Annotated in this window: 32 protein-coding genes; 12 read left to right on the top strand and 20 right to left on the bottom strand. The window is 55.7% G+C overall.

Translation table 11 applies throughout. From position 1 onward, the window contains the following. Positions 1–34: 34 nt before the first annotated feature. On the top strand, positions 35–1,369 hold the full coding sequence (locus PGR23_RS08010) for an MFS transporter (RefSeq protein WP_063414546.1): 1,335 nt from the start codon (positions 35–37) through the stop codon (positions 1,367–1,369). Positions 1,370–1,408: 39 nt separating this feature from the next. Here PGR23_RS08010 and PGR23_RS08005 read toward each other — a convergent pair whose 3' ends face one another. After that, positions 1,409–2,125: an IclR family transcriptional regulator gene (locus tag PGR23_RS08005; RefSeq protein WP_045397874.1), complete on the bottom strand. Its 717-nt coding sequence runs from the start codon at positions 2,123–2,125 to the stop codon at positions 1,409–1,411. A 166-nt stretch (positions 2,126–2,291) separates the two neighbouring features. Here PGR23_RS08005 and PGR23_RS08000 point away from each other — a divergent pair, with 166 nt between their 5' ends. Together PGR23_RS08000 and PGR23_RS07995 are read left to right on the top strand one after the other, a co-directional pair. Then, positions 2,292–2,987, top strand: a complete 696-nt coding sequence (locus tag PGR23_RS08000) for a diguanylate cyclase (protein ID WP_047043665.1) — start codon at positions 2,292–2,294, stop codon at positions 2,985–2,987. Further along, complete coding sequence (locus PGR23_RS07995) at positions 2,984–3,931, top strand: hydroxyacid dehydrogenase (RefSeq protein WP_047043663.1); 948 nt, start codon at positions 2,984–2,986, stop codon at positions 3,929–3,931. The genes PGR23_RS08000 and PGR23_RS07995 overlap by 4 nt, the downstream gene beginning before the upstream one ends. Positions 3,932–4,010: 79 nt before the next feature. Here the strand turns inward: PGR23_RS07995 and PGR23_RS07990 are convergent, their stop codons facing one another. Next, positions 4,011–4,490: a GNAT family N-acetyltransferase gene (locus PGR23_RS07990; RefSeq protein ID WP_045397879.1), complete on the bottom strand. Its 480-nt coding sequence runs from the start codon at positions 4,488–4,490 to the stop codon at positions 4,011–4,013. A gap of 92 nt (positions 4,491–4,582) precedes the next feature. Here PGR23_RS07990 and PGR23_RS07985 point away from each other — a divergent pair, with 92 nt between their 5' ends. Continuing rightward, positions 4,583–5,518: a LysR family transcriptional regulator gene (locus tag PGR23_RS07985; RefSeq protein ID WP_047043660.1), complete on the top strand. Its 936-nt coding sequence runs from the start codon at positions 4,583–4,585 to the stop codon at positions 5,516–5,518. 2 nt (positions 5,519–5,520) lie between these two features. Here the strand turns inward: PGR23_RS07985 and PGR23_RS07980 are convergent, their stop codons facing one another. Beyond that, entirely contained in the window at positions 5,521–5,928 is a 408-nt protein-coding gene (locus PGR23_RS07980) for an MAPEG family protein (RefSeq protein ID WP_047043658.1), read from the bottom strand. A gap of 100 nt (positions 5,929–6,028) precedes the next feature. Between PGR23_RS07980 and PGR23_RS07975 the strand changes: the two genes are divergently transcribed. Continuing rightward, on the top strand, positions 6,029–6,919 hold the full coding sequence (locus tag PGR23_RS07975; protein WP_047043657.1) for a helix-turn-helix domain-containing protein: 891 nt from the start codon (positions 6,029–6,031) through the stop codon (positions 6,917–6,919). A 584-nt stretch (positions 6,920–7,503) separates the two neighbouring features. Here PGR23_RS07975 and sra read toward each other — a convergent pair. From sra to fliF, 14 genes are all read right to left on the bottom strand, one after another. Then, entirely contained in the window at positions 7,504–7,638 is a 135-nt protein-coding gene (gene sra / locus PGR23_RS07970) for a stationary-phase-induced ribosome-associated protein (protein WP_072251507.1), read from the bottom strand. Positions 7,639–7,900: 262 nt separating this feature from the next. Then, entirely contained in the window at positions 7,901–8,683 is a 783-nt protein-coding gene (gene fliR, locus PGR23_RS07965; protein ID WP_047043654.1) for a flagellar biosynthetic protein FliR, read from the bottom strand. A 2-nt stretch (positions 8,684–8,685) separates the two neighbouring features. Continuing rightward, positions 8,686–8,955, bottom strand: coding sequence for a flagellar biosynthesis protein FliQ (fliQ, locus tag PGR23_RS07960; protein ID WP_015367302.1), 270 nt, complete (start codon positions 8,953–8,955; stop codon positions 8,686–8,688). A 17-nt stretch (positions 8,956–8,972) separates the two neighbouring features. Beyond that, complete coding sequence (gene fliP, locus PGR23_RS07955; RefSeq protein ID WP_045397378.1) at positions 8,973–9,734, bottom strand: flagellar type III secretion system pore protein FliP; 762 nt, start codon at positions 9,732–9,734, stop codon at positions 8,973–8,975. A gap of 2 nt (positions 9,735–9,736) precedes the next feature. Then, the gene (gene fliO / locus PGR23_RS07950; RefSeq protein ID WP_047043652.1) at positions 9,737–10,129 is read right to left on the bottom strand and encodes a flagellar biosynthetic protein FliO; all 393 of its coding nucleotides are present in this window, start codon (positions 10,127–10,129) and stop codon (positions 9,737–9,739) included. Beyond that, positions 10,129–10,545 (bottom strand): flagellar motor switch protein FliN, encoded by a 417-nt coding sequence (gene fliN / locus PGR23_RS07945; protein WP_015367299.1) that lies wholly within the window; start codon positions 10,543–10,545, stop codon positions 10,129–10,131. Before fliN ends, fliO begins: the two co-directional genes overlap by 1 nt. Continuing rightward, a complete protein-coding gene (fliM, locus tag PGR23_RS07940) occupies positions 10,538–11,545 on the bottom strand; it encodes a flagellar motor switch protein FliM (RefSeq protein ID WP_015367298.1) in 1,008 nt (335 codons plus the stop codon). Before fliM ends, fliN begins: the two co-directional genes overlap by 8 nt. Positions 11,546–11,550: 5 nt before the next feature. Beyond that, on the bottom strand, positions 11,551–12,039 hold the full coding sequence (gene fliL / locus PGR23_RS07935; RefSeq protein WP_015367297.1) for a flagellar basal body-associated protein FliL: 489 nt from the start codon (positions 12,037–12,039) through the stop codon (positions 11,551–11,553). A gap of 162 nt (positions 12,040–12,201) precedes the next feature. Further along, entirely contained in the window at positions 12,202–13,380 is a 1,179-nt protein-coding gene (locus tag PGR23_RS07930; protein ID WP_047043650.1) for a flagellar hook-length control protein FliK, read from the bottom strand. Continuing rightward, on the bottom strand, positions 13,377–13,823 hold the full coding sequence (fliJ, locus tag PGR23_RS07925) for a flagellar export protein FliJ (RefSeq protein WP_015367295.1): 447 nt from the start codon (positions 13,821–13,823) through the stop codon (positions 13,377–13,379). Before fliJ ends, PGR23_RS07930 begins: the two co-directional genes overlap by 4 nt. Before the next feature lie 21 nt (positions 13,824–13,844). Beyond that, positions 13,845–15,206, bottom strand: a complete 1,362-nt coding sequence (gene fliI / locus PGR23_RS07920) for a flagellar protein export ATPase FliI (RefSeq protein ID WP_047043648.1) — start codon at positions 15,204–15,206, stop codon at positions 13,845–13,847. Continuing rightward, the gene (fliH, locus tag PGR23_RS07915; RefSeq protein ID WP_015704954.1) at positions 15,206–15,907 is read right to left on the bottom strand and encodes a flagellar assembly protein FliH; all 702 of its coding nucleotides are present in this window, start codon (positions 15,905–15,907) and stop codon (positions 15,206–15,208) included. Before fliH ends, fliI begins: the two co-directional genes overlap by 1 nt. Next, entirely contained in the window at positions 15,900–16,892 is a 993-nt protein-coding gene (gene fliG, locus PGR23_RS07910; RefSeq protein ID WP_015367292.1) for a flagellar motor switch protein FliG, read from the bottom strand. The genes fliH and fliG overlap by 8 nt, the downstream gene beginning before the upstream one ends. After that, positions 16,889–18,565, bottom strand: coding sequence for a flagellar basal-body MS-ring/collar protein FliF (fliF, locus tag PGR23_RS07905; RefSeq protein WP_047043646.1), 1,677 nt, complete (start codon positions 18,563–18,565; stop codon positions 16,889–16,891). The genes fliG and fliF overlap by 4 nt, the downstream gene beginning before the upstream one ends. Positions 18,566–18,864: 299 nt before the next feature. Here fliF and fliE point away from each other — a divergent pair, with 299 nt between their 5' ends. The 6 genes from fliE to PGR23_RS07875 all read left to right on the top strand — a co-directional run bounded on the left by fliE (position 18,865) and on the right by PGR23_RS07875 (position 21,922). Further along, on the top strand, positions 18,865–19,179 hold the full coding sequence (gene fliE, locus PGR23_RS07900; RefSeq protein WP_015367290.1) for a flagellar hook-basal body complex protein FliE: 315 nt from the start codon (positions 18,865–18,867) through the stop codon (positions 19,177–19,179). 169 nt (positions 19,180–19,348) lie between these two features. Continuing rightward, the gene (locus PGR23_RS07895) at positions 19,349–19,606 is read left to right on the top strand and encodes a hypothetical protein (protein ID WP_047077826.1); all 258 of its coding nucleotides are present in this window, start codon (positions 19,349–19,351) and stop codon (positions 19,604–19,606) included. A gap of 62 nt (positions 19,607–19,668) precedes the next feature. Then, positions 19,669–20,007 (top strand): cell envelope integrity protein TolA, encoded by a 339-nt coding sequence (locus PGR23_RS07890; RefSeq protein ID WP_047043643.1) that lies wholly within the window; start codon positions 19,669–19,671, stop codon positions 20,005–20,007. A gap of 372 nt (positions 20,008–20,379) precedes the next feature. Then, positions 20,380–20,493 carry a YmiA family putative membrane protein gene (locus PGR23_RS07885; protein ID WP_072048039.1) on the top strand — a complete coding sequence of 38 codons (114 nt, stop codon included), beginning with the start codon at positions 20,380–20,382 and terminating at the stop codon, positions 20,491–20,493. 648 nt (positions 20,494–21,141) lie between these two features. After that, positions 21,142–21,468 (top strand): hypothetical protein, encoded by a 327-nt coding sequence (locus PGR23_RS07880; protein ID WP_045397403.1) that lies wholly within the window; start codon positions 21,142–21,144, stop codon positions 21,466–21,468. Positions 21,469–21,598: 130 nt separating this feature from the next. Then, positions 21,599–21,922, top strand: a complete 324-nt coding sequence (locus PGR23_RS07875) for a hypothetical protein (protein ID WP_223683770.1) — start codon at positions 21,599–21,601, stop codon at positions 21,920–21,922. Between the two features lie 395 nt (positions 21,923–22,317). On the opposite strand, the gene fliT is transcribed toward PGR23_RS07875, so the two are convergent. Genes fliT through fliD form a run of 3 tightly spaced genes read right to left on the bottom strand, consistent with a single transcriptional unit; the run spans position 22,318 to position 24,563 of the window. Next, positions 22,318–22,725 (bottom strand): flagella biosynthesis regulatory protein FliT, encoded by a 408-nt coding sequence (fliT, locus tag PGR23_RS07870; protein WP_045397410.1) that lies wholly within the window; start codon positions 22,723–22,725, stop codon positions 22,318–22,320. Then, positions 22,725–23,135, bottom strand: coding sequence for a flagellar export chaperone FliS (gene fliS / locus PGR23_RS07865; protein WP_015704959.1), 411 nt, complete (start codon positions 23,133–23,135; stop codon positions 22,725–22,727). The genes fliT and fliS overlap by 1 nt, the downstream gene beginning before the upstream one ends. Positions 23,136–23,159: 24 nt before the next feature. Further along, positions 23,160–24,563 (bottom strand): flagellar filament capping protein FliD, encoded by a 1,404-nt coding sequence (fliD, locus tag PGR23_RS07860; protein ID WP_047043640.1) that lies wholly within the window; start codon positions 24,561–24,563, stop codon positions 23,160–23,162. Here fliD and PGR23_RS07855 point away from each other — a divergent pair. Then, positions 24,557–24,802, top strand: a complete 246-nt coding sequence (locus tag PGR23_RS07855) for a hypothetical protein (RefSeq protein WP_020079192.1) — start codon at positions 24,557–24,559, stop codon at positions 24,800–24,802. The genes fliD and PGR23_RS07855 overlap by 7 nt on opposite strands. The last annotated feature ends 14 nt before the right edge of the window (positions 24,803–24,816 follow it).

The raw sequence follows: 24,816 nt of genomic DNA, 5'->3' as shown, positions 1-24,816 counted from the left end.
CCTGATAAACATAATGAAACCCTGCGAGGAAACAATGACCGATCAATTACCGAATAGCGCTATCGACAACGACGCGCTGGAAAAAGAGACCATGCGGCGGGTTATCTGGCGCATCCTGCCCTTTTTGATTGTCAGCTATCTGGTCTCGATTATTGACCGGGGCAATATTGGTATGGCGGCGCTACAGATGAATGAGGATCTGGGCTTGAGCAAGGCGGCTTTTGGCTTCGCCAGCAGCTTGTATTTTGTCGCCTACTTTATATTTGAAGTTCCCAGCAACCTGGCGATGCAGAAGGTGGGCGCGCGATTGTGGCTCCCGCGGATAATGATCAGTTGGGGTGTGGTATCGATGTGCATGGCGCTGGTGCAAAATACAACCTCCCTTTATATCGTGCGTTTTCTGCTGGGAGCGGCGGAAGCGGGCTTTTTCCCGGGCGTGGTGCTCTATCTTACCTGGTGGATCCCTTCGCGTTACCGTGCGCGCATTATTGCCTCTTTTATGGTGGCCATTCCGCTGGCTAACTTTATCGGTTCACCGCTTTCAGGGTTGATCCTGACGCTGGATGGCTGGTTCGGGTTACGCGGCTGGCATCTGTTATTCATCATTGAGGGGCTGCCTGCGGTGCTGCTGGGGATAGCCGCATTTTTTCTCCTGCGTGACCGCCCACATCAGGCTGGCTGGTTGAACGAGCGGCAGAAAGCGTGGCTGGAAAACACGCTTCAGGCAGAGCGCCAACAGCAGAAACAGATCGGTCACATCAGCACATGGCAACTGTTAAAGCATCGCCAAATCTGGCTGATGGCGCTGATATACGCGGGCGCGTCGTCTGCTGGCACCACGCTTAGCGTCTGGTCTCCACAGCTACTGAAGTCTTTCCATCTTGATAACCTGACTACCGGGCTGCTCAATGCCATTCCCTATGGTCTGGCCTCGGTGCTGATGATTGTCTGGGGGCGGAGTTCGGATCGCACCAATGAACGCCGCTGGCACACGGCTCTCACCCTCTTTATGATTGCGGCTGGCGTGTTCGCGGCGTTCATCAATCTGTCGCTGCCGATTACCATTGTTATTCTCAGTACCATATTAATTGGCGCTTATTCGGCGAAGGGGCCATTCTGGGCGCTGGCCTCAGGCTGGATGAGCAGCACGTCAGCCGCTGCGGGGCTGGCGGCAATCGGCGCGATAGCCAACCTGATTGGCGGAGTGGTGATGGTGAATGCCTATGGTGTGATTAGCGAACAGACAGGAAGCCATACGCTGGCGATGCTACCGCTGGCTGGCTTGTGCCTGGCAGGCGGCATCGCGGTGCTGATCATGGGACGCCGTTACTCGCAGCCTGCCGGTCAGGAAAAACCGGTCACCCATTAATAAGCACAGGCGGGATTTTTCCCGCCTTTTCAACATACGTTATTCTTGTATACCGTAAAACGTTTCGCAGAAGGATTTACTGGCCCCTAACTTGATCGACAGGCGGTTGGCCGTCTCGCGCATTAGCTGGCTGAGGCCGCTCTCTTTGCGGTCCGCAGTCAGACGCGATGACGGTCCTGTCAGCGCCAGTGCCGCGATGGGGTTATCGTGGACGCCAAAAACCGGCATCGCGAAGGCGGAGGTGTGCGGATCGCGCGCGCCAGAGGTATAGAACGGCAGCGTTTCTTCGTCTTCCGGCAGCGCCTCACCCAGTCCCCAATGACGTAAAACTTTGCTGATCGCGGAACCGTCCAGTGGGAACTGGCTGCCGGGCAGGTTGCTATGGCGTAATCCCTCTGAAGCTTCGGCGCGGAACAGACACAGTCGTTGGCCGCCCTCTATCACATACCAGCTCGCGCTTTCACTGGAGGCCTGAGACAGCGCCTGCAATTCCGGCTGTACAATTCTCGCAAGCTGAAATGATTGCTCATAAAGCTTGCCGAGATAGAGCAGACGGTGGCCGAGCGTATAGGTGCCATCGTCATGCCGGATAATGTAGCTCATACGCTCAAGCGAATTCATTAAGCGATAAACGGTGGTTTTGTGGTATCCCGAAAGCTGGGCCAGCTCAGTTAACGTCAGGCTGTCATTACCGGGACGGAAGCAATCCAGTAAAGCGAGCGCCTTTTCAACGGCAATTACGCCTTCATTCCCCATCATTTTCTCCTTTTGGCCGAACAAAATTGTACCTGAATTTTGTGATTAACATCGTGTTTACATCACAAACACGCTCTCAGCGCTGGCGAAAAGAGAAGCAATGCTCGTATAGTTGTTTTATATAGTACATCTGTGTTGTACATAGTAAAACAAATGGAGACTAACCATGCCTGCATCACAACAGAAATTAATAAATGTGGATATTGAGCGCGTTAGCGCGGAGGAGGTCCGTCAGGCCGCTGAATATCAGGCGGCGATTCTCGCTGACGTGGCCGGACGCCGCGGCACATTACATGGCCGTATCAAGCCACTGGCGCCACATATGGCTGTGGCCGGCCCGGCGATTACCGTAGAGGTCCGCCCGGGAGATAACCTGGCGATTCACGCTGCGATGGCCGTCGCTAAACCTGGCGATGTGCTGGTGATAGACGGCAAAGGCGATCTCTCCTGCGCTTTACTCGGTGAGATCATGGCCACGCAGGCGCAGGCCAGCGGCATCGCAGGTATCATCATTGACGGCGCAGTTCGCGATGCTGAAACCTTAAGTAAACAAAACTTTCCTGTTTTCGCTGCCGGTCTTAATCCGTGTGGTCCCACCAAGTTCATTCCCGGCCGGGTCAATCATGCTATCTCGGTCGCGGGCGCCGCGGTGCAGGCGGGTGACCTGGTGGTAGGGGATATTGACGGCGTGGTGGTTATCCCCCGCGATGAAGTACGCGCCATCATTGAGTTGGCGAAAGGTAAACTGGAAGGGGAAGTCAAACGTCTGTCGGCCATCCACGACGGCGATCTTCGCCCGCACTGGCTGGAGAACGCGTTGCGTCAGGCGGGTATGCTGAGCGAAGGGGAGGCATTGCCATGAGCGATAAAAAAGTCGTACTGGTAACCGGCAGCGATTTGGCTGAAGCCGCGTTCGGCATGCTGGAAGATTATGAACTCGTATTTGCTGGCCGCCAACCAACAGAAAACCAATTGATAGCATTATGTCAGCAGCATAATCCGGTCGCCATATTAGTGCGCTATGGCAAGATTACGGCATCTGTGATGGATGCCGCTCCGGCGTTGAAGGTCATTTCCAAGCATGGCAGCGGCATTGATGTCATTGACGTCGAAGCGGCGGCGGCGCGCGGCATTATGGTTCGCGCGGCGACAGGCGCTAACGCCGCGGCGGTTTCAGAACACGCCTGGGCATTAATTCTGGCCTGCGCCAAGTCAATCATTCCGCTTGACCGCCGCCTGCGCGAAGGGCACTGGGATAAATCGACGCATAGATCGCTCGAACTGGAGGGCAAAACGCTGGGGCTGATTGGTCTGGGCGCGATTGGCAGCCGCGTGGCGAAAATTGCCGGCGCCTTCGGTATGAAGGTGCTGGCTTACGATCCGTATGCCGCCACGGTTCCTCCCGGATGCGAACGTGTTGATGTACTCAAAGACCTTCTCACGCAGGCTGATGTTGTCTCCCTTCATTGTCCCTTAACGCAGCAAAATCGGGGAATGATAAATGCCGTTACCCTAGCACAGTGTAAACCCGGCGCCATCCTGGTCAATACCGCGCGGGGCGGATTAATCGACGATGCAGCGCTGGCAGCGGCACTAAAAGGAGGGGCGTTGCGCTGGGCGGCGCTCGATAGCTTTAACAGCGAACCACTCACCACGCCGCACATCTGGGAGCGGGTCGAAAATGTCATTCTATCTCCGCACGTTGGCGGCGTAAGCGACGCCTCTTACGTCAAAATGGGTACCGCCGCCGCGGCCAATATTCTACAGGTAGTGCAGGATTCATCGCAGACTGAAACAGCGTACTAACTTGTCTTTCAGCAGCTCCGCTCTTTCGGGGCTGCTGTGCTTTTTGCAAAGAGCAAGCTGAGTGATGCTGTGAGCAATGTTATTGCTCCGCAAAATTAACCAGCGCTTCGCCATCGAGGCGATAGCGGACCCATTCGCTTTGCGCCGCGGCGCCAATACTGAGGTAAAAATCAATGGCCGGCTGGTTCCAGTCCAGCACGCTCCACTCAAGGCGTCCGCAGCGGCGCGCAACCGCATACCGGGCAATGGTTTTTAGCAGCGCTCGACCCGCGCCCTGGCCGCGATAGTCCGGCGAGATATACAAATCTTCCATATAAATACCGTTGCGTCCGAGCCAGGTTGAATAGCTGGTGAAGAACACGGCATAGCCCGCCGTTTTACCGTCAATTTCGCAGATCAGCGCTTCGGTTTTACTGTCGTCGCCAAACAGGGTTTCGCGGATCTCTTCGGGGGTGGTGACCACTTCCTGCGGGGCTTTTTCGTACACCGCCAGTTCATAAATCATGTTGTAGATGGCGGAAGCGTCATCCGCACGGGCCTGTCTAATCGTAATACTCATAATTTTTCCTGTCGTTTTCACATGTTAACGATATTGATGACGCTAAGCATAGGGGGTATTGTCAGAAGAATTAAGTGCAATGAAATCACCCAATGATGAATATTATGCATCCGGCGCTCAGACGCCTCGATCTCAATCTGCTGCTCGTTTTTGATGCTATCTATCGCCACTGTTCCGTTCGTCTTGCCGCCGATGAGCTGGCGATGAGTACCTCCGCGTTGAGCCACGCGCTGTCGCGGCTGCGCGTGGCGCTGAACGATCCGTTATTTTTTCGCGAAGGGCATCGGATGTGCCCGAGCGTCTATGCCACTCAGCTCGCGCCCTCCATCGCTTCAGTATTGAAATTACTTAATCAGGAACTCACGCGACAGCCAGAGTTTAGTGCCGCCGACAGCACCGAGCGGATCCAGATAGCCATTACCGATTTCACCGCGTTATGCATTTTCCCTGCGCTGATGCAAAAGCTGCAGCATGAAGCGCCGGGACTGCGTTTTGAGCTCCGTTATTTGCCGCATAGCCCGGCGCTGACGGAGCTGCTGGCGGGAGAGGTGGATCTGGCGCTGGGCTTCAGCACCGCTGAAGATATCCGTCATCATGAACTCGAGGAAATTGACTGGTTTGAGGATGAGTATGTGGTGATCAGCCATACCCGTCGCACGGCGCTGACGTTGGCGGATTATCTCGCCGCGCGGCATCTGGTGGTCACGCCGTGGAATGAAAAGCAGGGAGTGTTGGATTTACGCCTGCAGGAATTAGGCTATACGCGGCAGATAGCGCTCAAAACCCCTTCGATGCTCAGCGCGCCGTTTATTGTGGCGCAAAGCGATCTGTTAATGGCGATTCCTCGTTATGCCGCAGAGAAGTTCCTTCATGCCGCCCCGATCGCGATTTTTCCTTTGCCGTTCGCCATAAGCCCGTTCACCGTGAAGATCTATTCCCATAAACGCGGCGGGCAGCGAGGAGCAACCAAATGGCTTAAGACGGCGCTACAAAGCCTGGCGTTGGCAGAGAATGCCGGGAGTTTTTAACCTCAAAAAACCGAACTTAAAATAACTATCGCTATGGTAACCGTCGCGACAAAACCGGTCTGAAAGGCGAGCGTTCGGATAACGGGGATCCCGGCGGTATGCGCAATATAATGGACAATGCGCGCGAGCAAATAAACTTTAGCCGCAATTAACGTTATGGCGTTATTGACGTTAAGCAACGCGGCGACCACAACCAGTGGGGCAAAAATAACGAGGTTTTCTACCGCGTTGGCATGCGCCTTTTGCGCACGCTGCGCCCAGGGCGCCAGCCCGGTTGATGGCGAATGGCCGTTTCCCGCCGCGGGCGCGACGTTAATGCGCGTGGCTCTGGCAATAATATAGGGGATCCACATCATAACCGTTAGCAGACAAATTAACGCAAGGATAATCAGTTCAGGATTATTTTTCATGGCAATTGACTCTGGTAATTAATAACGATAGAGGAAAGTCTATGGCTAAGGTTAAAATAGAACCATATGCAAAAATGACAATTTCAATACCATTAACGACATGAAGATAAATATTCTGACTCTGGATGGCGTTTTCGACACCGGCTTAGCGACGTTGCTGGATACGTTCGCCGCGGCCAATGATATGGCGCGACGTCAGAGCATGAATATTTCTCGCTTTGAGGTGCAGATGATTGCCGTGACCGGGCAGGTTAAATCAGCCCATGGGTTGAGTATTCCTGCTCATCAGGCATCGGGTTTGGATTATCCCGACTGGATTGTGGTGCCGGCGATCAACGTTCACGCACGACAATCGCCACCGGATGGCTGGCTCGATATTGCTGACGCTAAGCGGTTTTTGCAAAACATGGCGAAGCACGGCGTTAAAATTGCCGCCGCCTGTTTAAATACCTTCATCCTGGCGGATAGCCGTTTGCTCAATGAGCAGACCGCCGCTGCGTCATGGCTCAATGCGGCTGCGCCGATCCTTCCCGGCGCAATGATGGGCCATGTGGAGCTGGCGCTGTGGCTGATTCGCCAGAGCAGCCCGCCGCTTGCCGATTTGCTGGCAAAAGCGATGGCGGCTGATATCCGCCATCCTCAGGTTTCACGCCTGCCGGCAGGTTATCCTCAGCATGCCGATGATCTGATCAACCGCTTTGCGCACTGGTCGCGATCGCATCTGGCGCAGGGATTTTCCCTGCAGGCGGCTGCCGGCGCGCTTAACGTGCATCCACGCACCTTACAGCGCAGAATGGAGGCCGCGCTGGGGAAATCACCGTTGGCTTTTTTTCAGCAATTGCGGGTCGAACGAGTAAAGCAGCTGCTTGCCGAGGGGAAAGATATTGAGACGATTACCGCTGACGTGGGTTATTCGGAAGTGTCGACGCTGCGGGCGTTGCTGCGCCGTCAGACTGGAAAGGGAATACGGGCGCTGCGTCATGCTGTGTGAGCGTATTCGTTTAAAGAAAGTAATCATAGAGTAAAGAGGAGTTATTTCTCCTTGACTGTTTTATTAATTCTTTTGTTTTTCCGAACCAGGCAATATCTATATCTTCTATGGTCAAATGTAGAATGGAAACCGACAGGAATATTTTTGTCGGGTGGCGGCTAACGCCTTACCCGACCTACGGAACGTACCATTGCGAACTGAAACTGCCGGTGTTAGTGGCATCAAAATCCCCCGGTGGGTGGCTACTGCGCTTTGCGATTTGGTAGCCCGGAGAAGGCGCAACGCGCCGCGTCCGGGAAAAACCATTAAAAAAGTTGCAAACCGATAACAGTATCTACCACGGCATGTGATCTGTAGGCCCGCGCAAGCGTAGCGCCGCCGGGCAATAACCGCGGGTAAAGAGCTACTTTCGCGCCGGATGGCGGCTGCGCCTAATCCGGCCTACGGTCTACGACTCGTACCATTGCGAACTGAAACTGCCGGTGTTGGTGGCCTCAAAATCCCCGGCGGCGCGAGCGCTTACCGGGGCTACGATACTGTGCAATTTGGAATTATGTTGCGCAAAGAACAATTGCCAGTCAGGATTATTTCTTTTTCTTCACCACTTTCCATTTTCCGCCAGCGGCAGTGTCGGCCAGCACGATTTTAAATCGGTTACTTTCCCAGTGGGGCAGGCCTAATACACGCCGCGCTATACGGTTACCTTTCGCCTTAATCATGATGTCGCTCCTTATTTTATTAAAGATGCACTAAACCCACGCATAAAAATATTCTGCGTTTCCCGAGGTTTTAATTTTTCTAAAAAATAAAATTCACTAACAATCAAATTCAGGTTTTATTGTAGGGTGGCTATTTTTTAATTCAAGCCGCTATGAACATTCGGACCTTAGTAGCAATAAAAACGTTTTTCCAGGCTTTTATCCCAGTAAACGTTTTTTATTGCCATTTTGTCCGGCGAAAAAGAGGGAAATAACGGCAGGGTTAAAACGTCATACCGCCGATAACGGCCGCCAGGCGATCGAACATCTCGCCAAACAGGTGTTCGCAGAAGGGGGCCAGCATCGGCATCATCATGCCGAGGGTCATAATGCCAAAGGTCATGGTCACCGGGAAACCGATCACGAATACCGACAGCTGCGGCGTCATGCGGTTGAGCAGACCCAAAGCGATATTGAGCGTGAGCAACAGACAAATCAGCGGTAACGCCAGCATCATGCCGTTGATAAAGATTAACGAACCCAGTTGGGCGAGCGCCAGGAAACCGTTGCCGTTTAGCGGCTGGCTCTGGATCGGCAGGGTATGGAAGCTGTCGGCCAGCAGCGAGATAAGCCACAGGTGGCCGTCAAAGCTTAAAAACAGCAGCATTGCCAGCAGGTTCAGCAGCCGTGCCAGCACCGGCATATTGGGGCCGCCGCTGGGGTCGAAGAAGGTGGCGAACGATAGCCCCATCTGCATGCCGATGACTTCGCCGGCGAGGCGTACCGCGGCGAAAGCCAGCTGCATCGTCAGCCCCAGCGCCGCGCCGATCAGGATCTGCTGAATCGCCAGCCATAAACCGGCAGCAGAGATAATGGGGATCGCGTTGGCGGGCAGCGTTGGGGCGATCAGTATCGCAATCAGGCCGCCGAGGCCGATTTTCACCTTTTTGCTGATCTGCTTTTCACTCAGTACCGGCGCGGTGCTGATGAGAGCCAGAATACGCAGCAGCGGCCAGAAATACTGGCTGAGCCATTCGCTAAGCTGGGCGCTGTCAAAGGGGATCACGGCTAGCCGATAATATTAGGCAGGTTGCTGAATAACGTGCGCATATAGTCCAGCAGCAGGTTCAGCATCCACGGCCCGGCGATAATAATCGTCGCCACGACCGCGAGAATTTTGGGGATGAACGACAGGGTCATCTCGTTAATCTGGGTGGCGGCCTGCAGCAGGCTGACCACCAGCCCGCTGATTAGCGCCGCCAGCAGCAGCGGGGCGGCCAGCGCCAGGGCGACCTTCATCGCTTCGGTGCCAATGGCCATCACGGATTCTGGCGTCATGATTGTTCTCCGGCGGTTCAGGAATAGAAGCTCTGCGCCAGCGAGCCGAGCAGCAGCTGCCAGCCATCCACCAGCACAAACAGCATTAGCTTAAACGGCAGCGAGATCGTCGCCGGCGGCACCATCATCATCCCTAGCGCCATCAGCACGCTGGCGACCACTAGATCGATAATCAGGAACGGAATAAACACCGTAAAACCAATCTGGAAAGCGGTTTTCAGTTCGCTGGTGACGTAGGCGGGCAGCAGAATACGCATCGGTACCGCCTCCGGCCCGGCCAGCGGCGGCTGGTTGGCCAGACGAGCGTACAGCGCCAGGTCGCTTTCGCGGGTCTGGCGCAGCATAAATTCGCGCAGCGGCTGCGCGCCTTTATCCAGCGCCGCATCAAGGCCGATCTTGTCCTGACTAAAGGGCAGGTACGCCTCCTGATAGACCTTGTCGAACACCGGCGACATGATAAAGAAGGTCAGGAACAGCGCCAGCCCGAGCATCACCTGGTTCGGCGGCGCGGAAGGCGTGCCCAGCGCGTTACGCAGCAGACCCAGTACGATGATAATGCGGGTAAAACTGGTCATCATCAGCAGCATCGCCGGCAGGAAGGTCAGCGAGGTCAACAGCACCAGCGTCTGCACCGGCAGCGACCAGCTCTGGCCGCCGTTGGCCAGCGGCTGACTGATAAGCCCCGGAAGCTGGGCGAAGGCGGCAGGACTCAGCAGCAGTAACGCGGCGGCGAGCCACGGCGCCCGACGGCGGAGACAAGCGAACAGAGTAGGGAACATGGCTATTTTTCCGGGCGGTTGAGGACGTTGCGCATCAGCTGGCGGAAGTCGTTCGCAGGCGTGACCGCCGGAGTATCTTCATCGCGCGGTGGCGCCGGGTACTGATGAAGCGGGGTGATCTGCTGGGCGGTGACGCCCAGCACCAGCAGGGTATTATCGACTTCCACCACCACCACGCGCTCGCGCTGGCCAACCTGGCAGCTGGCGCGCAGGTTAAGCAACCGACCGTTGCGCGCCTGCGGCGCAAAGCCGAGGCGGCGGAACAACCAACCGGCCAGCAGGATCAGGAGCAGAATCGCGCCGAGCGCGCTGCTTACCTGCATGAGCGCCGAGCCGCCGGATATTGCCGGTTCGGTAGCCGGTTGGCTGGTCTGCACGATAACGGGGGCGGTCATTAGCGGCTCAACCGACGCATACGTTCGGACGGAGTAATGATATCGGTAATGCGCACGCCGAATTTATCGGCCACCACCACCACTTCGCCCTGGGCTATCAGATAGCCGTTGATCAGGATATCCAGCGGTTCGCCCGCCAGGCCATCCAGCGCGACAACCGATCCCTGCGACAGGCGCAGCAGCTCTTTAATCGTCATTTTGGTGCGCCCCAGTTCAACGGTCAGCTTCACCGGAATATCGAGGATCAGATCGATATCCTGCAGGCTGCCGAGCGCATCCTGGGCCTCCAGCGATTTGAACACCCCATCGGTGGTGGCGCTGGATTTCTCAGACGACTGTTGTTCATTAAGCGCATCAGCCCACAGATCGTCTACGGATTCCTTTCCTGCGCCAGACGGTTGCTTAGGATCACTCATTGGGCTGTTCCTCACTCAGAGCATTCAAAATAGGGTTTATCAAGTGTTCAACACGAAGGGCGTACTGCCCGTTTAAGGTGCCATATTGGCTGGTCAGCACCGGCACGCCGTCGACATGGGCGATAATGCGATCCGGTTTATCTATCGGTAAAACGTCGCCAGGCTGCAGCTTAAGAATTTTCGACAAGCGCATCGGGATATCGACGAAGTTGGCAATCAGCTCAAGCTCGGAGTGCTGCACCTGCTTGACCAACGTTTCGCGCCACTGGCTATCTTCCTGGCGGGAATTCTCCAGCGGCGGATTGGTCAGCAGTTCACGCAGCGGTTCAATCATGGCGAAAGGAATACAGATATTAAATTCACCGCTTAGCGCGCCAATCTCCACCTGGAACGGCGTGGTCACCACGATATCGTTCGGCGAGGTGGTGATGTTGGTGAATTTGACCTGCATTTCCGCACGCACGTATTCGACGTCAATCTTATAGATTGCGCTCCACGCGTCGCCGTAGGCGTCCAGCGCCAGGCGCAGCATACGTTTGATGACCCGCTGCTCGGTGGGCGTGAACTCGCGGCCTTCGACCTTGGTCGGGAAACGCCCGTCGCCGCCGAACAGGTTATCGACGGCGATAAATACCAGGCTCGGGGCGAAGACGAACAGCGCGGTGCCGCGCAGCGGGTTCAGGTGTACCAGATTAAGGTTGGTCGGCACCGGCAGATTGCGGGCAAACTCGTGGTACGGCTGAATTTTAATCGGCCCGACGGTGATGTCCGGGCTGCGGCGCAGCAGGTTGAACAATCCCATGCGGAACTGCCGGGCAAAACGCTCGTTGATAATTTCCAGCGCCTGCAGGCGTTCACGCACCACGCGGCGCTGGGTATTCGGATCGTATGGCTTAACCTCGCTCTCTTTACCGCCGACAACCGTCTCGGGCTCATCGCCCGTGTTGTCACCGTTGAGCAAGGCGTCGATCTCTGCCTGTGAAAGAATGCTATCGCCCATGGTGATTACCGCAGTATGAAGGCGGTGAACAGCACATCGCTGACCACCTGCTTCGGTTGTCCCTTAACCAGCGGCGCGCTCAGCGTCTCTTTGATCTGCGCGACCAGCTGCTGCTTGCCCTGCTCATTCGCCAGGTGACCGGCCTCCTGACGCGAAAGCAGCATCAGCAGACGGCTACGCACCTCCGGCAGGAAATCATTAAGCTGGCGGCGGGTTGCTTCATCCGGCAGGCGCAGCGTCAGGCCGATATACAGTACGCGGTCCGGATCGTTGTCCGGGGTCACCAGATTGACGGTAAAGGTATCGAGCGGCATAAATACCGGCGGCGCGGGCGGTTTTTCCTTTTCGATGGCGGTTTGCGCGCCGCCGTCGCGCTGTTGCAGCAGCCACCAGCTGTAACCTGCGGCCGCACAGGCGGCCACGGCCACGATCGTCAGCAGGATGATCAATAAGGGGCGTTTGGGCGCGGTTGCCGGAAGGGAGTTTTGAGACATAGCCAAATCAAATTCCTGTTGTTCCGCCCGCCGCGTTGCTGACGGGCATCACGCGCGGCGGCGCCGCACGTATGACATATAAAGGTATTATCGCGGCTAACGCGCGAGGCAATAGCCGGAATAAACGGGCAAATGGGGGCCAGATTGGCCGTTTAGCGCCCCTCAGGCGAAAATATCGACGCCGTTGACCTGGCTGACCATTCGCTGCAGGGCTGCCGGGGCGCTGACTGGCTCAATCGGCACGGCATCGCTGCCGCCGCCATGGCGTTCAGCGTAGCTGGCGCGGCCTTCATCGTTACCGTTTTGCTGCTGCCACTGCGGCGTCGCCTCGCCGCCAACGCTGCTCTGACCGAGGTTGATTCCGCTCTCAGCCAGCGCGTGACGTAGCTGCGGCATAGCCGCCTCGACCGCCGCGCGTACCTGACCGTGTGCGGAAGCGATGTGCAGCTGCGCCTGTTTATCGTCGAGCTGCAGGGTGATCTGCAGCGCACCCAGCTCCTGCGGATGCAGGCGCAGTTCGGCGCTCTGCTGGCCGTTGCGGTGGAACATCAGCACCTGCTGGCTCAGCGCCTGCTGCCATTCCGGGCTGCCGAGCTGGGCATTAAGCTGCGGCGTCGGCGGCGCGGTTACCAGCGCACTGGCGGGCGTGGCGCTCTGGCTGGGGCTGGCGGCGGAGAAAGCGACGGCGGCAGGTTGCGATGGGGTATTCTCCGCCGGACGTTCGGCCATATCGTGCTGCGGCGTGGTCGCGGTCTGCACAACAGGAGAAGGCAGATTTTGCCCGCTAAGGGGATCCGTGCCCGGCTGCGGCTTCGCCGCCGGTTCGCCTTCCGGCAGGTTCGCGACATGCTGAGTCGCCGCGTTGCCGATGTGGAGCGCGGTTTTATCGCCGCTGGTCGCAGCTGGTTGAGCCTGCGGTAGCGCGGTCTGCGGCGGCGGGGCGACGATTGCCGCCGGCAGCATGGCGTACAGTGCCTGCAGCGTCGCCGGATCTAAGGTTTTCGCCTCGCTGAGCGGCGGCGTATCCGGGCGCGTATCCTCTTTTTTCGCTGTTGCGTCGACGGCGTTTTCCGCCGATGCCGGTAGCGCATTGACCAGCAGCGCGCCGCGTTCGCCAAGCGCGGCCAGCAGCTGGTTAAGCTGGTTACGGCTTAGCGGCGGGGCGCTTTCATCGTCGGCGCTCAGCGCCGCCGGCGGCAGCGTGCCGCTTTGCGCGGGCGTGAAGCGCGCGCCAAGCAGTTGCGCAAAGGCAGATGACAGCTGAGCGTCATCGAGCGCCAGATCCGGCATGGCGCTGGCGTCGCCGGGTAGGCTAAGGGCGGGCAAAGCATTGAGATTCATGAAGCGGTATTCCTTTGTGTACTGCGTTGCGCGAACTCATCCATCAATTTTTGATTGCGTTTGTTTTCCAACTGCAGCTCGGCGTTTTGCGCGCGCGTGTGCAGGGTATCGTAGGCGTTCAGCCGCTGCTGATGGTCCTGCCACTGCTTCACGGCGTGATCCACCTTTTGCCCCCACTGCAGAAGCTGCTGGCGCTGTTGTTCGATAGCCTGTTCGAGGGTGGCAATGAACTGCTGGTAGTTCTGCCAGCGCGAGCTTTCCATGCCGCCAGAAAGGGTGCTGTTGAGCTTTTGCCGGTACTCGTCCTGATAGTTAAGCAACATCGTCAGCTGTTGCTCGGCGGCCTGTTGCGCCTGGCGCGCCTGGCCCAAACGCTGCGCCGCCTGTTCGACGGCCTCCTGGGCCAGATTGCGCAGGGTAATCAAAGGGGACTGTGCTTTCATCGCGTGGCGTCTCCGATGGCGTTAAACAATCAGCTGCTGTAGCTGCAGACAGGCTTCGTCATAACCGCAGCGCTCGAAAATTCCCTGCTGCAGATAGGTCTCCATTTGCGGATACAGGGTAATGGCTTTATCCAGCAGCGGGTCGCTACCGGCGGCATAGGCGCCGACGCTTATTAAATCGCGGTTGCGCTGGAAGCTGGCCAGCATCTGTTTAAAGGTGCGTACCCGGCGATAATGTTCGTCATCGATAAGTGACGTCATCGCGCGGCTGATCGAGGCTTCAATATCGATGGCCGGGTAGTGACCGGCCTCCGCCAGACGTCGGGACAGCACCACGTGACCATCGAGGATCGCGCGCGCCGAATCGGCGATCGGATCCTGCTGATCGTCCCCTTCGGTGAGTACGGTATAGAAGGCGGTGATCGAACCGCCGCCGCTGATACCGTTGCCCGCGCGTTCAACCAGCGCCGGCAGTTTGGCGAATACCGATGGCGGATAGCCTTTGGTTGCAGGCGGTTCGCCGATCGCCAGCGCGATTTCTCGCTGCGCCATCGCATAGCGGGTGAGCGAATCCATGATCAGCAGCACGTGCTGGCCGCGATCGCGAAAATCTTCGGCGATGCGGGTGGCGTAAGCGGCGCCCTGCATGCGCAGCAGCGGCGATACGTCCGCCGGGGCGGCGATCACCACTGAACGCGCGCGGCCTTCGGCGCCGAGAATATTCTCGATAAAGTCTTTGACTTCCCGGCCGCGTTCGCCGATCAGGCCGACGACGATAACGTCGGCCTGGGTGTAGCGCGCCATCATGCCCAGCAGCACGCTTTTACCGACGCCGGAGCCGGCGAACAGTCCCATACGTTGGCCGCGCCCAACGGTCAGCAGGCCGTTAATGGTGCGCACGCCGACGTCCAGCACCTGCTCGATAGGGGTACGCTGCAGCGGGTTAAACGGCGCGGTAATCAGCGGCGCGCGATAGCCGGTTTCCGGCGCGGGCAGGCCGTCAAGCGGTCTGGCGCCGCCGTCGAGCACGCGTCCCAGCAGCGCCGGGCCCACCGGCAGTTGTTTACCGGCGTGCTGGCCGTCCGCCGCGCTGCGGGCGTAAACTCTCGCCCCTGGCACGATCCCTTCGACCTCTTCCAGCGGCATCAGATACAGCCGCTGATCGTTAAAGCCGACCACTTCGCTTTCCACTTCCTGCACGCCGCCCCCGCCGTCGCGCTCGATAAGGCAGGTTGCGCCGAGCGGCAGCTGCAGGCCGGTGGCCTCCAGCACCAGACCGGTGGCGCGGGTCAGACGACCATAGCGTCGTACGGTCGGCGTTCGGGCGATACGCTGCTCCAGCGCTTCAAGCGAATTCAGCCAGCGGCCGAGACGGGCGGTCATCACAGATCTCCCGGCGCGGCGAGGCGACACAATTCGTGCCAGCGGGTGGCGAGACTGGCGTCGAGATCGCCCTCCTCGGCGCTGACCTTACAGCCGCCGGGATGCAGATCGCCATCCGCCAGCAACCGCCAGCCGTGCAGGCTGAGGGTGGTGCCTAACTGCTGCTCAACGCGCTCATAATCTTGCGGGTGTACGCGCAGCTGCGGCTTGCCGTTGAACATCGGTTCTTGCTGGATCAACTGTTGAATTTGCGTCAGCAGGGCAGTGCCGTCGCAGACCGGCGGCTGGCCAAGCACCTGTTTCGCGGCGGTTAGCGCCAGCTGCATCAGGCGTGAGGCGATGACCGAATCGAGCGCATCAAGGGTGTGCTGAAACTCGCTCACCAGCTGCTGCCAGTGGTCGGTCAGCGGCTGTTGCTGCTGCTGTGCTTCCAGCAGCCCCTGCTGGCGGCCCTCCTCAAGTCCCTGCTGAAATCCGGCTTCATAGCCTTTTTGCTGGCCATCGGCATAACCGGATTGCTGACCTTGCTGCTCGGCCTGCAGGCGCAGGGCGGCAAGCTGCTGCTGCAGTTCCGCCTGAGCGTCAGGCTGCAAGGCTTCGTTATCCAACGTCGGTAGCGGCGGTTCAAAAGCTGGCGCCGCGTCGCCGAGGTCGTTGAGTGACCAGGGCTGCCAGGGCATGGAATTAATGCGATCAGACATAGGTGTCCTCGCCGCCGCCAATAATCATTTCGCCGCTCTCCGCCAGCCGTCTGACTATCAGCAGAATCGCTTTCTGTTCGTTTTCCACCTGCGACATGCGCACCGGCCCACGGTTGGCGAGATCGTCGCGCAGAATATCGGCCGCGCGCTGGGACATGTTTTTGAGGAACTTCTCGCGCAGCGGCTGCTCGGCGCCCTTCAGAGCAATCAGCAGCGATTCGCTGTCCACGTCCTGCAGCAGGCGCTGGATACTGCGATCGTCGACCTCCACCAGGTTTTCGAACAGGAACATCTCGTCGATGATCTTCTGCGCCAGCTCGCCATCGTATTCGCGCATCGCGTCGATAACGGCTTCTTCCTGCTGGGTTTTCATCAGGTTGATAATCTCGGCGGCGGTACGCACTCCGCCCATTTTGCTGCGCTTGAGGTTCTGGCCGTCGAGCAGGTTGTTGAGTACTTCGGTCAACTCCGCCAGCGCCGCCGGCTGCACGCCGCCGAAGGTGGCGATACGCAGCATTACGTCGTTGCGCAGGCGCTCATCGAACTGCGCCAGAATATCCGCCGCCTGGCCGCGCTTGAGATGGACCAGGATGGTGGCGATGATCTGCGGGTGTTCATCGCGGATCAGGTCGGCGGCGCTCTGCGGCTCCATAAAGTTGAGCGTTTCCATCCCGGAGGTGGTTTCGCGGGATTCGAGAATATCCTCCAGCAGGCTGGCGGCACGCTCTTCGCCCAGCGCTTTCACCAGCACCGAACGCAAATAGTCGCTGGCGTTGACGCTCAGGGCGGCGAACTGTTCGGCATCGTCTTCAAATTCAGACAGGATCTCGCCGAGCTGTTTATGCGAGACCTGGCTCATGCCGGCCATGGTGCCGCTCAAAAGCTGGACTTCGCGGGAGGAGAGGTGCTTGAGCACCTCCGCCGCGCGGTCTTCGCCCAGCGTCATCAGTAAAATGGCGCTTTTATCGGTTCCGGTCAGGCTCATAGTTCGTTACTCATCCATTGGCGGATTACCAGAGCGACGACCCGCGGATCTTTATCCGCCAGTTCGCGGATGCGCTGGCTCTGGACTTCTGCGCTGACGCGCTGCTGCGATTTACGGCGCAGCGCCAGCTCCTCATTGCTTGGTTTATGGCTGTCGTTCGCCTTAGCGACCGGCGCGCTGGCGGCGGCGACCGCGGCTTGCTGTGCGGCCTGACGCTGCTGCAGCTGTGGCTTAATTAGCTTGCGCCACAATACCCAGCCGACCAGCAGCACCAGCAGATAACGTCCCAGTTCGAGCAGCAAATCGATAAACGCCTGGCTCTGCCAGAACGGCAGCTCGCCGCCGGTCATCTGATTGTCGGTAAATGGCGTATTGACCACCTGTAGGCTATCGCCGCGGCTGCTGGAGTAGCCCATCGCTTCGCGCACCAGAGCTTCAATCTGCGCCAGTTGTTCTTTACTCATCGGCTGCGCTTTGCCGTCGGTGTTGAGGCTGTAGTTCACCACCACGGCGACCGACAGACGCTCCACCGTCCCGGCTTTTTGTTGGGTATGGCGGATGGTGCGATCGAGTTCGTAGTTGGTGGTGGCGTCGCGTCGGGTGCTTAACGGGCCGCTGTTGGCCGTGGCGCTACGGGTGTTGGTCGCGTTGTTGGCGTTATTGGCCGCCGGTTTAGCCGTTTCAATCGGCGCGGTGGCCGGCGCGCTCGGCTGGTTGGATAACGCCCCAGGAACACCGCCCACCTGCGGTCCGCCGATTTGCTCGTTGCTGCTGGTTTGCTGCGAACGGATCGCCGCTTTATCGGGCTGCTGGTTCGGCTGGTACTGTTCGTCGGTCTGCTCGCGGGAGGCGAAATCGATCTGTGCGGTCACCTGAGCACGAACGTTGGCGCTGCCGACCACCGGCGCCAGGATCGTTTCAATGCGTCGCTGATAGCCGCTTTCCACTTCGCTGGCATATTTCAACTGCGAGGCGTTGAGGTCGCGCCCGGTGCCGTCAGACTGCGTCAGCAGGCGTCCGGCCTGATCGACCACGGTGACGTTGCCAGCCGGCAGGCCGGCGACGCTACTCGATACCATATAGACGATAGCGTTGATTTGGCCATCATCCAGCGCACGGCCCGGCTGCAGCGTCAGGGTGACAGAAGCGGAAGGGGACTTTTGCTCGCGGACGAACAGCGAGGGCTTCGGCAGCGCCAGGTGCACCCGCGCATTCTGCACCGGCCCCAGCGATTCGATAGTGCGTGAGAGTTCGCCTTCAAGAGCGCGCTGATAGTTAATCTGTTCGCTGAACTGGCTGATGCCGAATTTTTCCTGATCCAGCAGTTCGAAGCCAACTGCGCCGCCCTTCGGTAGCCCCTGCTGCGCCAGACGCAGACGGGTTTCATGCACTTTCTCCGCCGGGATCATCAGCGCCGCGCCATTCTCGGCGAAGCGGTAGGGGATGTTCATCTGCGTCAGTTGGGTGACGATAGCGCCGCCGTCGCGATCGTTCAGATTGCTGTACAGCACGCGATAATCCGGGCTTTTCGCCCACAGCAGCAGCGCGACGATAATGGCGATAGCGGCGGAGGCGGCCACCAGCAGCGGTATTTTTGGATTGGCGCGCAGACGGCTCCAGATGGCCTGCAGGCCGTTGTCGCGGCTTTCGCCGGCGGATAACGAGGCACTCATGGTTGGCGGTATCCTTCGCTGGCGTTCAGGCGGCGACGCGCGCTGGCGTGCTGACGAACGGTATGGATAGCGTTATGTGACAAAACAGACTCCCTGATACACATCTTTTCTCAATAGCGGCGCTCCCATTTCTGGGCAGGCCATTATTCGTCTTATCAGATGATTCTGATTGCCCGATAAGCCGGGTTTTTTGCGGCTAATTAACCGCTTTAAGCAAAAATCGCTGTGTTAGGGTGTGCAGCATTGGAGAAGTACAGGGTGAAATAGCGCCTGGCGATCACGACAGTATTGAGGAAAAGATGGCGATTCAGGGTATTGAAGGCGTACTGCAACAGATGCAGGCGATGGCGATTCAGGCGGGAAATAACGGGCAGAATAGCGTACCGCAGGGAGTCAGTTTTGCCAGTGAATTGACCGCCGCGCTGGGTAAAATCAGCGATACCCAGCAGGCCGCGCGTCAACAGGCGCAAAACTTCGAGCTGGGCGTGCCGGGTATCAGCCTGAATGATGTGATGGTCGATTTACAGAAATCTTCAGTTTCGTTGCAGATGGGCGTGCAGGTGCGCAATAAGCTGGTGGCGGCCTATCAGGACATTATGAATATGCCGGTTTAGGTGTGGTAACTCTATGTGATATTTATATTTTTTTAGTTTGAGCCTAATGCGTGGTGCATGGGGCTAAGGCATTTAGTATTTCTATCAGGCGTTTCCATAGAGTGACTTCAATAATGGGTAGTTCAATACACATTACCTTGCTGGTAGGATTACTCTGAAAGGAGTAATTATGAGCATATTGAAGAAAATTAAAGATTCTATGTCCCCTCCCGTCCCCGAGGAATGTAGGGAAGAGAGCTATAAGGCAGTACTTAAAAACCTTGATATTTTGTCCAGGGAATCACCTGAATTGAAATCACTGATGGCGGAGTTTAGGGAAGGGAAGATTACGCAGGAACAGTGTATTGCCACTGGCGTAGCGATAATCACCAAAGAATTACTGGAATTCCGCTACGTACAAAACAAGATTGATTCTCAGGCCTGGTAACGAAGCTTGAGGGGTTATTACCTGCGGTGCCAAACACTATTCAAGAAACATATGGGATGTAAATGAATAAGGTTTTTGCTCTACCTATGATGGTGCTGCTGGTGGGATGCGCAACCAAAAGCAAATCCGTCAATCCGACGGCTGTGAATAAGTACACTCAAAGTGTGCAGGATGCCGTCCGCAAAAATTATTTTGGGTTTGTGGGATATCAAGAGCATGGTTGTACGCTAAAAGTCACTCAGACTCCTGGGGGAAATGTTAAACGAGTCGAGGTTGTCTCTGTTGACAGTTTCTTGTGTCAACGTTCAGTAGAGGCGGTTAATGATACTGTCTCCGCCGGCACGTTCCCTGAGAAGCCCTCAGGGCTACCTGATTCAATTCTCTTTGATTTCAAGCCGTGATATCAATCTGGCGTTATCGCTCGGGCCTCTTAATAGAGGCTTGTTCAATATATAGACGTACAAGTGGATAAACCGACTCTCAATAGTCAATATCTACCAAACATAACCTTCTTAAAGACGACATGAGCCTGAGGCTAGTAACCGCTATGCTTAACGCTGGCGGTTTTGTCTATTTACAGCGACAACGGCAAAAAATTGCGCGCCTCTGCATTGATTTTAACCCATCAACCGGTGAATGAATGAGTCTGAAATATCACTACAATCGATAGGGGATACAGATCAATAGCCGCTCATCGATCGATACAAACGATCTGACTACAACCACTACAAACTGTATGGTCTTGCCAAAATAATTCTAATTTGGAATAGCAGATGTCCGAAAAAGTAGACCATCAATTGCGGCGTAAGGTATGGATAGGGATTTTTCTCGGTTTGTTGGTCTTTTGGGGAGCGATAGCAACGATGGTGGCCTACGCGTTGGCGTAGTCCGAACAGCTTAGACTGTTATTTAGTATCGGCTTGTCAGCCAGAAGACAGGCATTGTTGTGTGAGCGGGGTAAGGCGAAAATTTAAATTTGGATGGCAATTCACTATCGTTTTTCGGCTCTGTAGCAAATAATCTGCGCAAATTTTGCTCCGCGGAGGCGTTATGCTGTGGCTTCAGACCGTTGTATTTTTTGTCGTTTTAGCTTTTGTTGCGATAGCGATGTTTCATGAAACCTGGCGACAGGATAGCGAATAACCGCCGCTTTTACTCTTCTTGATATGCCCCCTCCTTACCAACAACTAAACTTAGATCGTGTCTAACAATCATCTGGAGGTTGTTGTGAATATATTCCACGATGAATACGACGAGCGGGAACTGTACCATATGGTCTGCCGTTGGGAGGATGAAGGCGGGGCGGTAGCGTAACGCATCTCCTTTAAACTGACAGCATTCTGGCGGCTCAGGCGTGAAACCGTTGTAGGGTATGAACGCGCGCGCTTGACCCCTGGCAACTTCAGGGGCAATATTCCACGGACTGTGGTAACCCCGGCAGTGGCATTACATCTGAGCATTTGGCTGAGCAACGCAATGGGTATCTTCAGTCGGAAATATTGGAAAAATATATAACCAGCATGGAGGAGCCGGGCGTGGGAAAGCAGCTAACAGAAGATGATCTTCGTGAACATGGCTTCACCGAAAAAGAGATTGCGCGCCTGCGTGAAATCCTGGCGCGACAAGAAAGCCAAAACAAAAGCTATTTTGATTTAATCGATGAACTTCGCAAAAGACTTTGGGCTGGAGTCTTAGGTTTTTTTATTGTTTTTATAGTGCTCATTCATTGGTGTTATAATTATGATTCAATTAATCATTTTGCCTATTTTTTCATTTTATTATTCGGTTTCTCGGTAGTTTACAAACTAACTCCGTTTCCAATGGCGCTCAAAGCATACAAATTGTATCTAAAAATAAGATAGTTATTTATCTTTAACTTCATACATCGTGTTACCTATCTGTATCCCTTTTACCGTTTTGGCTGAGCGATATAACGGGTATCTTCAGTCGGAAACGTTGGAGAAATATATAACCAGCATGGAGGAACCTGGCGTGGGAAAGCAGCTAACAGAAGATGATCTTCGTGAACATGGCTTCACCGATAAAGAGATTGCCCGCCTGCGCGAAATCCTGACGCGACAAGAAAGTAACAATGAAACCTATGCTACTTTGATCGACAGTTTACGAAAACGTTTTTGGGGCGGCGTTATTATTGTTTGTATTGCCTTTGCCATAGTCGTTTCGTGGATTTTTAACTTCGAAAGTAATGATTTTACTTATCCGCTAATCATTATTTTTATCCTGATTGCTGTTTGGAAATTAACACCTTTCCCGATGGCTTTTAAAGCATATCTTATCTACTTGAAAATCGAGTGATTACTTATTATCAATTTCATATATGGCATTGCCTGTTTGTATTCCTTTTACTGTTGATGAAACACCTTAAAGAGCCAACGCAGGGGCACTCATTTCCCGAAGAATACATCCATGTTTTATCCCGTGAGTAATATCATATTAATCCGGTCAAGATAACATAGTCTATTTTACAGGCATATTTCCCTAAGCCCGTGAGTGGCTTATTTTAGCTGGCGCGATGTTTGGAATATTTAATTGATGAATGTATGAAGCGTAAATGAAATAATTGATTATATATTATTGCTTATTCACTCCTGTAAAATCCGCCGATGGCTTACCAGGCAACACTCTGCATTGCCCTGGTGAGACCCATCATGCGCTTCCTGACCGGATATCAGGCTGTGACGCTGTTGTTGTTATTGTAATTCTTCGCTTTTGCTCTTGATGGCGACCACATTATCGGACTGCAGTTCGCCAAGCAGGAGCGAGCGATCGTCGAACTGGCCGTAAGCGTTGTTGACCGCGTTCTGGCGGGTGGATTGATCGATCAGCGTTTTTAATTGTTCCATCCGCTGTTGCAATAGCCCTTTCAGTACTCCCTCATTGTCGATAATCTGCTTCAACTTAGCGTTGAGCATCTCTTGCAGAGCCAGCGATGGCCCCGCTTTGCCGGTAAATTCGGCGGTTTTCTCGACCGCCGTCACGTAGGCAAACTGCATTTCCACCAGCGCTTCCCATTGCCCGGCGCGCGCCAGGGCAATCATCTGACTGCTCAGGGTATGGATCTGCTGATAGGCGGCTAAAAGCTGCTGTTGGCGTTCCATCACAATGTACCCTGAGCAGGTTGATAGTTTGGCCCAATTTGCCGCCAGGCATCGGCGATATTCTCCAGCAGCTTGACCACTTCGACGATCGCCGCTTCGTCATTATGCAGGTTGGCCTGCATCAGGCGTCGCTTCATATAATCGTACAGCGCCGCCAGATTATCGGCGATTTCGCCGCCTTGCTGGTGGTCGAGGCCGCTTTTCAACCCGTTGTCGATGATGTTGATTGCCTTCGACAGCGCCAGGCCTTTACCGGCGATGTCCCCCTGATTCATCAGGATGCGTGCGCGAAGCAGGGCGTTAAGCGCCCCGTCGAACAACATTACGATTAACTGGTGCGGACTGGCGCTCATCGCGCTGCTTTCCAGACTGACCTGTGCGTAGGCTTGCGTGCCGCTACGGTTATACATGCTGTTTCATTACCTGATTAAGGGTTACTGGGACGAGAACTGCTGTTGTAAGTAGTTACCCGTGCTGCTCAGCTTGGACATCATGGTATCCAACTGAACAAACTGTTGTTTATAGCGATCGATAGTGTTCTGGATGCTGTCGGAAACGGTGTCGATCTGGATATTCAGGCGATCGAGATTGGTGTTGATGCTTTTGGTCGAGTTCTCGATGATGCCGCCCGCTTTAATATAGTTCTGGATTTCATTATGGATTTCGGTGGCCATCCCGGTGTCTTTACCGTTGCCGGCGAAGAAGTTGGCGACCTGATCCGGTTTCTCGTCGAGCGCTTTATTGAGCTTCGTGCTGTCGACTTCAAGCTTGCCGGTTTTGGGATTGGTAGAGATCCCGAGGTTACCAAGGCCTTTCAGCTCCGGGTTGTCCTGAGCGGCGCTGAGCGCGCTTTTAATCGAGGACTGAATGCCGCGCAGGGTGTTATCGCCGAGCAGCGCGCCGTTCTTGGCGCTTTGCGCTTCACCGCTTTTCACCGGGGTATATTTGGTCAGCGAGCCGAAGGTGTCGAGCAGCGAATTGTAGTTATCGACCCACTCTTTGATTTTGTCGGCGGTGCCGCTTTTATCAATGCCGATCACCAGGTTTTGCGGTTCGCCGGCTTTGGTGGTGGTTTTCAGGTCGATGGTGACGCCCTGCAGCGCATCGGCAATCGAGTTGGTGCTGCGCTTAATTTTGGTGCCGTTGACGACGATCTCCGCATCCTGCCCGGCGACGGTCTGCTTCATCGCGCCGCTTTTGCTGCTGCTGTCGTAGTTGAGGATGGCGCCGAGTTTATCGTCGTTATTCACCTGCACCGAAACGGTGTTTTTCTCGCCGGTGGTGGAGGAGCTCAGCGCCAGCTGATAGTCATTGTCGCCGACGCGCATGATGCTGGCGGTGACGCCGGCTTTAGCGCCATTGATGGCATCGCGCATCTCCAGCAGCGAGGTCTGGTCGTCGCTCAGCGGAATCGTGGTCTCTTTCGGCGGATTACCGGCGGTGATCGTAATGGAGCGATTGCTATTGCCGGCGGTTCCTAGTTTCTCTTGTTGGTCGGTAATTGTCGCCTGGGTGGTCAGGGTTTGCGGCTGCGCCAGCTTCTGCACTTCAACGCTATAGTTGCCCGGCACCGCCTTATTGGTGGTGGTGATGGTGAACTGGTCGTGCTTGGTGGCGGTAGTGCTGTTGAAAAACTCCGGCTTAGCCAGCTCCTTGCTCAGGTTATCGAATTTTTCCAGCGAGCTTTTTAACGTGCCGTAAGCCGTTAGCTGCGCGTTATAGCTGGTTTGCTGAGTGGTATACGGCGTCAGGCGCTGTTGTTCCGCCTTGCTGAGTTTGTCCAGTAAACCGTTGAGGTCGAGTCCTGAGCCGATGCCTAAGGAACTGATCGATGCCATTGGTGTTTCTCCTTACTAATGACGTTATTCGCTTATTGCGTTATCGGCCCAGTGGAGAAAAAGTTTACCGAAAAAGTGAAAAAGGCGATGGCGTAATAGAAGAGGGAAAAAGCGCGTTATTTTCGCCATTGGCGGAGGGGCAAAAATTTTTCAAAAAATGGCTAAAGGTTGCAAAGGATACGTCGATACCAGAAGGGACGGTGGTTGACGCCGTGGGCAAGCAAGCCCGAACCTTTTAACCACGTTGCACTGA

The organism is Klebsiella sp. 141162 (assembly GCF_050600755.1).
GTDB classification, from domain to species: Bacteria; Pseudomonadota; Gammaproteobacteria; order Enterobacterales; family Enterobacteriaceae; genus Klebsiella; species Klebsiella aerogenes.
The sequence above is the reverse complement of the archived record's forward strand: the minus strand, read 5'-3'. Positions and strand labels throughout refer to the sequence as shown.

What these genes read in the sequence shown, in the direction of transcription:
- fliI (WP_047043648.1), bottom strand. Translation starts at nt 15,206, where the DNA reads ATGACCGCCCGTCTCGGCCGCTGGCTGAATTCGCTTGAAGCGCTGGAG.
- sra (WP_072251507.1), bottom strand. Translation starts at nt 7,638, where the DNA reads ATGATTAAGGCGAAAGGTAACCGTATAGCGCGGCGTGTATTAGGCCTG.
- fliT (WP_045397410.1), bottom strand. Translation starts at nt 22,725, where the DNA reads ATGGAACGCCAACAGCAGCTTTTAGCCGCCTATCAGCAGATCCATACC.
- fliM (WP_015367298.1), bottom strand. Translation starts at nt 11,545, where the DNA reads ATGGGCGATAGCATTCTTTCACAGGCAGAGATCGACGCCTTGCTCAAC.
- fliF (WP_047043646.1), bottom strand. Translation starts at nt 18,565, where the DNA reads ATGAGTGCCTCGTTATCCGCCGGCGAAAGCCGCGACAACGGCCTGCAG.
- PGR23_RS08010 (WP_063414546.1), top strand. Translation starts at nt 35, where the DNA reads ATGACCGATCAATTACCGAATAGCGCTATCGACAACGACGCGCTGGAA.
- PGR23_RS07990 (WP_045397879.1), bottom strand. Translation starts at nt 4,490, where the DNA reads ATGAGTATTACGATTAGACAGGCCCGTGCGGATGACGCTTCCGCCATC.
- PGR23_RS07975 (WP_047043657.1), top strand. Translation starts at nt 6,029, where the DNA reads ATGAAGATAAATATTCTGACTCTGGATGGCGTTTTCGACACCGGCTTA.
- fliD (WP_047043640.1), bottom strand. Translation starts at nt 24,563, where the DNA reads ATGGCATCGATCAGTTCCTTAGGCATCGGCTCAGGACTCGACCTCAAC.
- PGR23_RS07995 (WP_047043663.1), top strand. Translation starts at nt 2,984, where the DNA reads ATGAGCGATAAAAAAGTCGTACTGGTAACCGGCAGCGATTTGGCTGAA.
- fliP (WP_045397378.1), bottom strand. Translation starts at nt 9,734, where the DNA reads ATGTTCCCTACTCTGTTCGCTTGTCTCCGCCGTCGGGCGCCGTGGCTC.
- PGR23_RS07985 (WP_047043660.1), top strand. Translation starts at nt 4,583, where the DNA reads ATGATGAATATTATGCATCCGGCGCTCAGACGCCTCGATCTCAATCTG.
- fliO (WP_047043652.1), bottom strand. Translation starts at nt 10,129, where the DNA reads ATGACCGCCCCCGTTATCGTGCAGACCAGCCAACCGGCTACCGAACCG.
- PGR23_RS08005 (WP_045397874.1), bottom strand. Translation starts at nt 2,125, where the DNA reads ATGGGGAATGAAGGCGTAATTGCCGTTGAAAAGGCGCTCGCTTTACTG.
- fliL (WP_015367297.1), bottom strand. Translation starts at nt 12,039, where the DNA reads ATGTCTCAAAACTCCCTTCCGGCAACCGCGCCCAAACGCCCCTTATTG.
- fliQ (WP_015367302.1), bottom strand. Translation starts at nt 8,955, where the DNA reads ATGACGCCAGAATCCGTGATGGCCATTGGCACCGAAGCGATGAAGGTC.
- PGR23_RS07855 (WP_020079192.1), top strand. Translation starts at nt 24,557, where the DNA reads ATGCCATTGGTGTTTCTCCTTACTAATGACGTTATTCGCTTATTGCGT.
- fliS (WP_015704959.1), bottom strand. Translation starts at nt 23,135, where the DNA reads ATGTATAACCGTAGCGGCACGCAAGCCTACGCACAGGTCAGTCTGGAA.
- fliH (WP_015704954.1), bottom strand. Translation starts at nt 15,907, where the DNA reads ATGTCTGATCGCATTAATTCCATGCCCTGGCAGCCCTGGTCACTCAAC.
- fliG (WP_015367292.1), bottom strand. Translation starts at nt 16,892, where the DNA reads ATGAGCCTGACCGGAACCGATAAAAGCGCCATTTTACTGATGACGCTG.
- PGR23_RS07980 (WP_047043658.1), bottom strand. Translation starts at nt 5,928, where the DNA reads ATGAAAAATAATCCTGAACTGATTATCCTTGCGTTAATTTGTCTGCTA.
- PGR23_RS07885 (WP_072048039.1), top strand. Translation starts at nt 20,380, where the DNA reads ATGTCCGAAAAAGTAGACCATCAATTGCGGCGTAAGGTATGGATAGGG.
- fliE (WP_015367290.1), top strand. Translation starts at nt 18,865, where the DNA reads ATGGCGATTCAGGGTATTGAAGGCGTACTGCAACAGATGCAGGCGATG.
- fliJ (WP_015367295.1), bottom strand. Translation starts at nt 13,823, where the DNA reads ATGAAAGCACAGTCCCCTTTGATTACCCTGCGCAATCTGGCCCAGGAG.
- PGR23_RS07930 (WP_047043650.1), bottom strand. Translation starts at nt 13,380, where the DNA reads ATGAATCTCAATGCTTTGCCCGCCCTTAGCCTACCCGGCGACGCCAGC.
- fliN (WP_015367299.1), bottom strand. Translation starts at nt 10,545, where the DNA reads ATGAGTGATCCTAAGCAACCGTCTGGCGCAGGAAAGGAATCCGTAGAC.
- PGR23_RS07895 (WP_047077826.1), top strand. Translation starts at nt 19,349, where the DNA reads ATGAGCATATTGAAGAAAATTAAAGATTCTATGTCCCCTCCCGTCCCC.
- PGR23_RS08000 (WP_047043665.1), top strand. Translation starts at nt 2,292, where the DNA reads ATGCCTGCATCACAACAGAAATTAATAAATGTGGATATTGAGCGCGTT.
- PGR23_RS07890 (WP_047043643.1), top strand. Translation starts at nt 19,669, where the DNA reads ATGAATAAGGTTTTTGCTCTACCTATGATGGTGCTGCTGGTGGGATGC.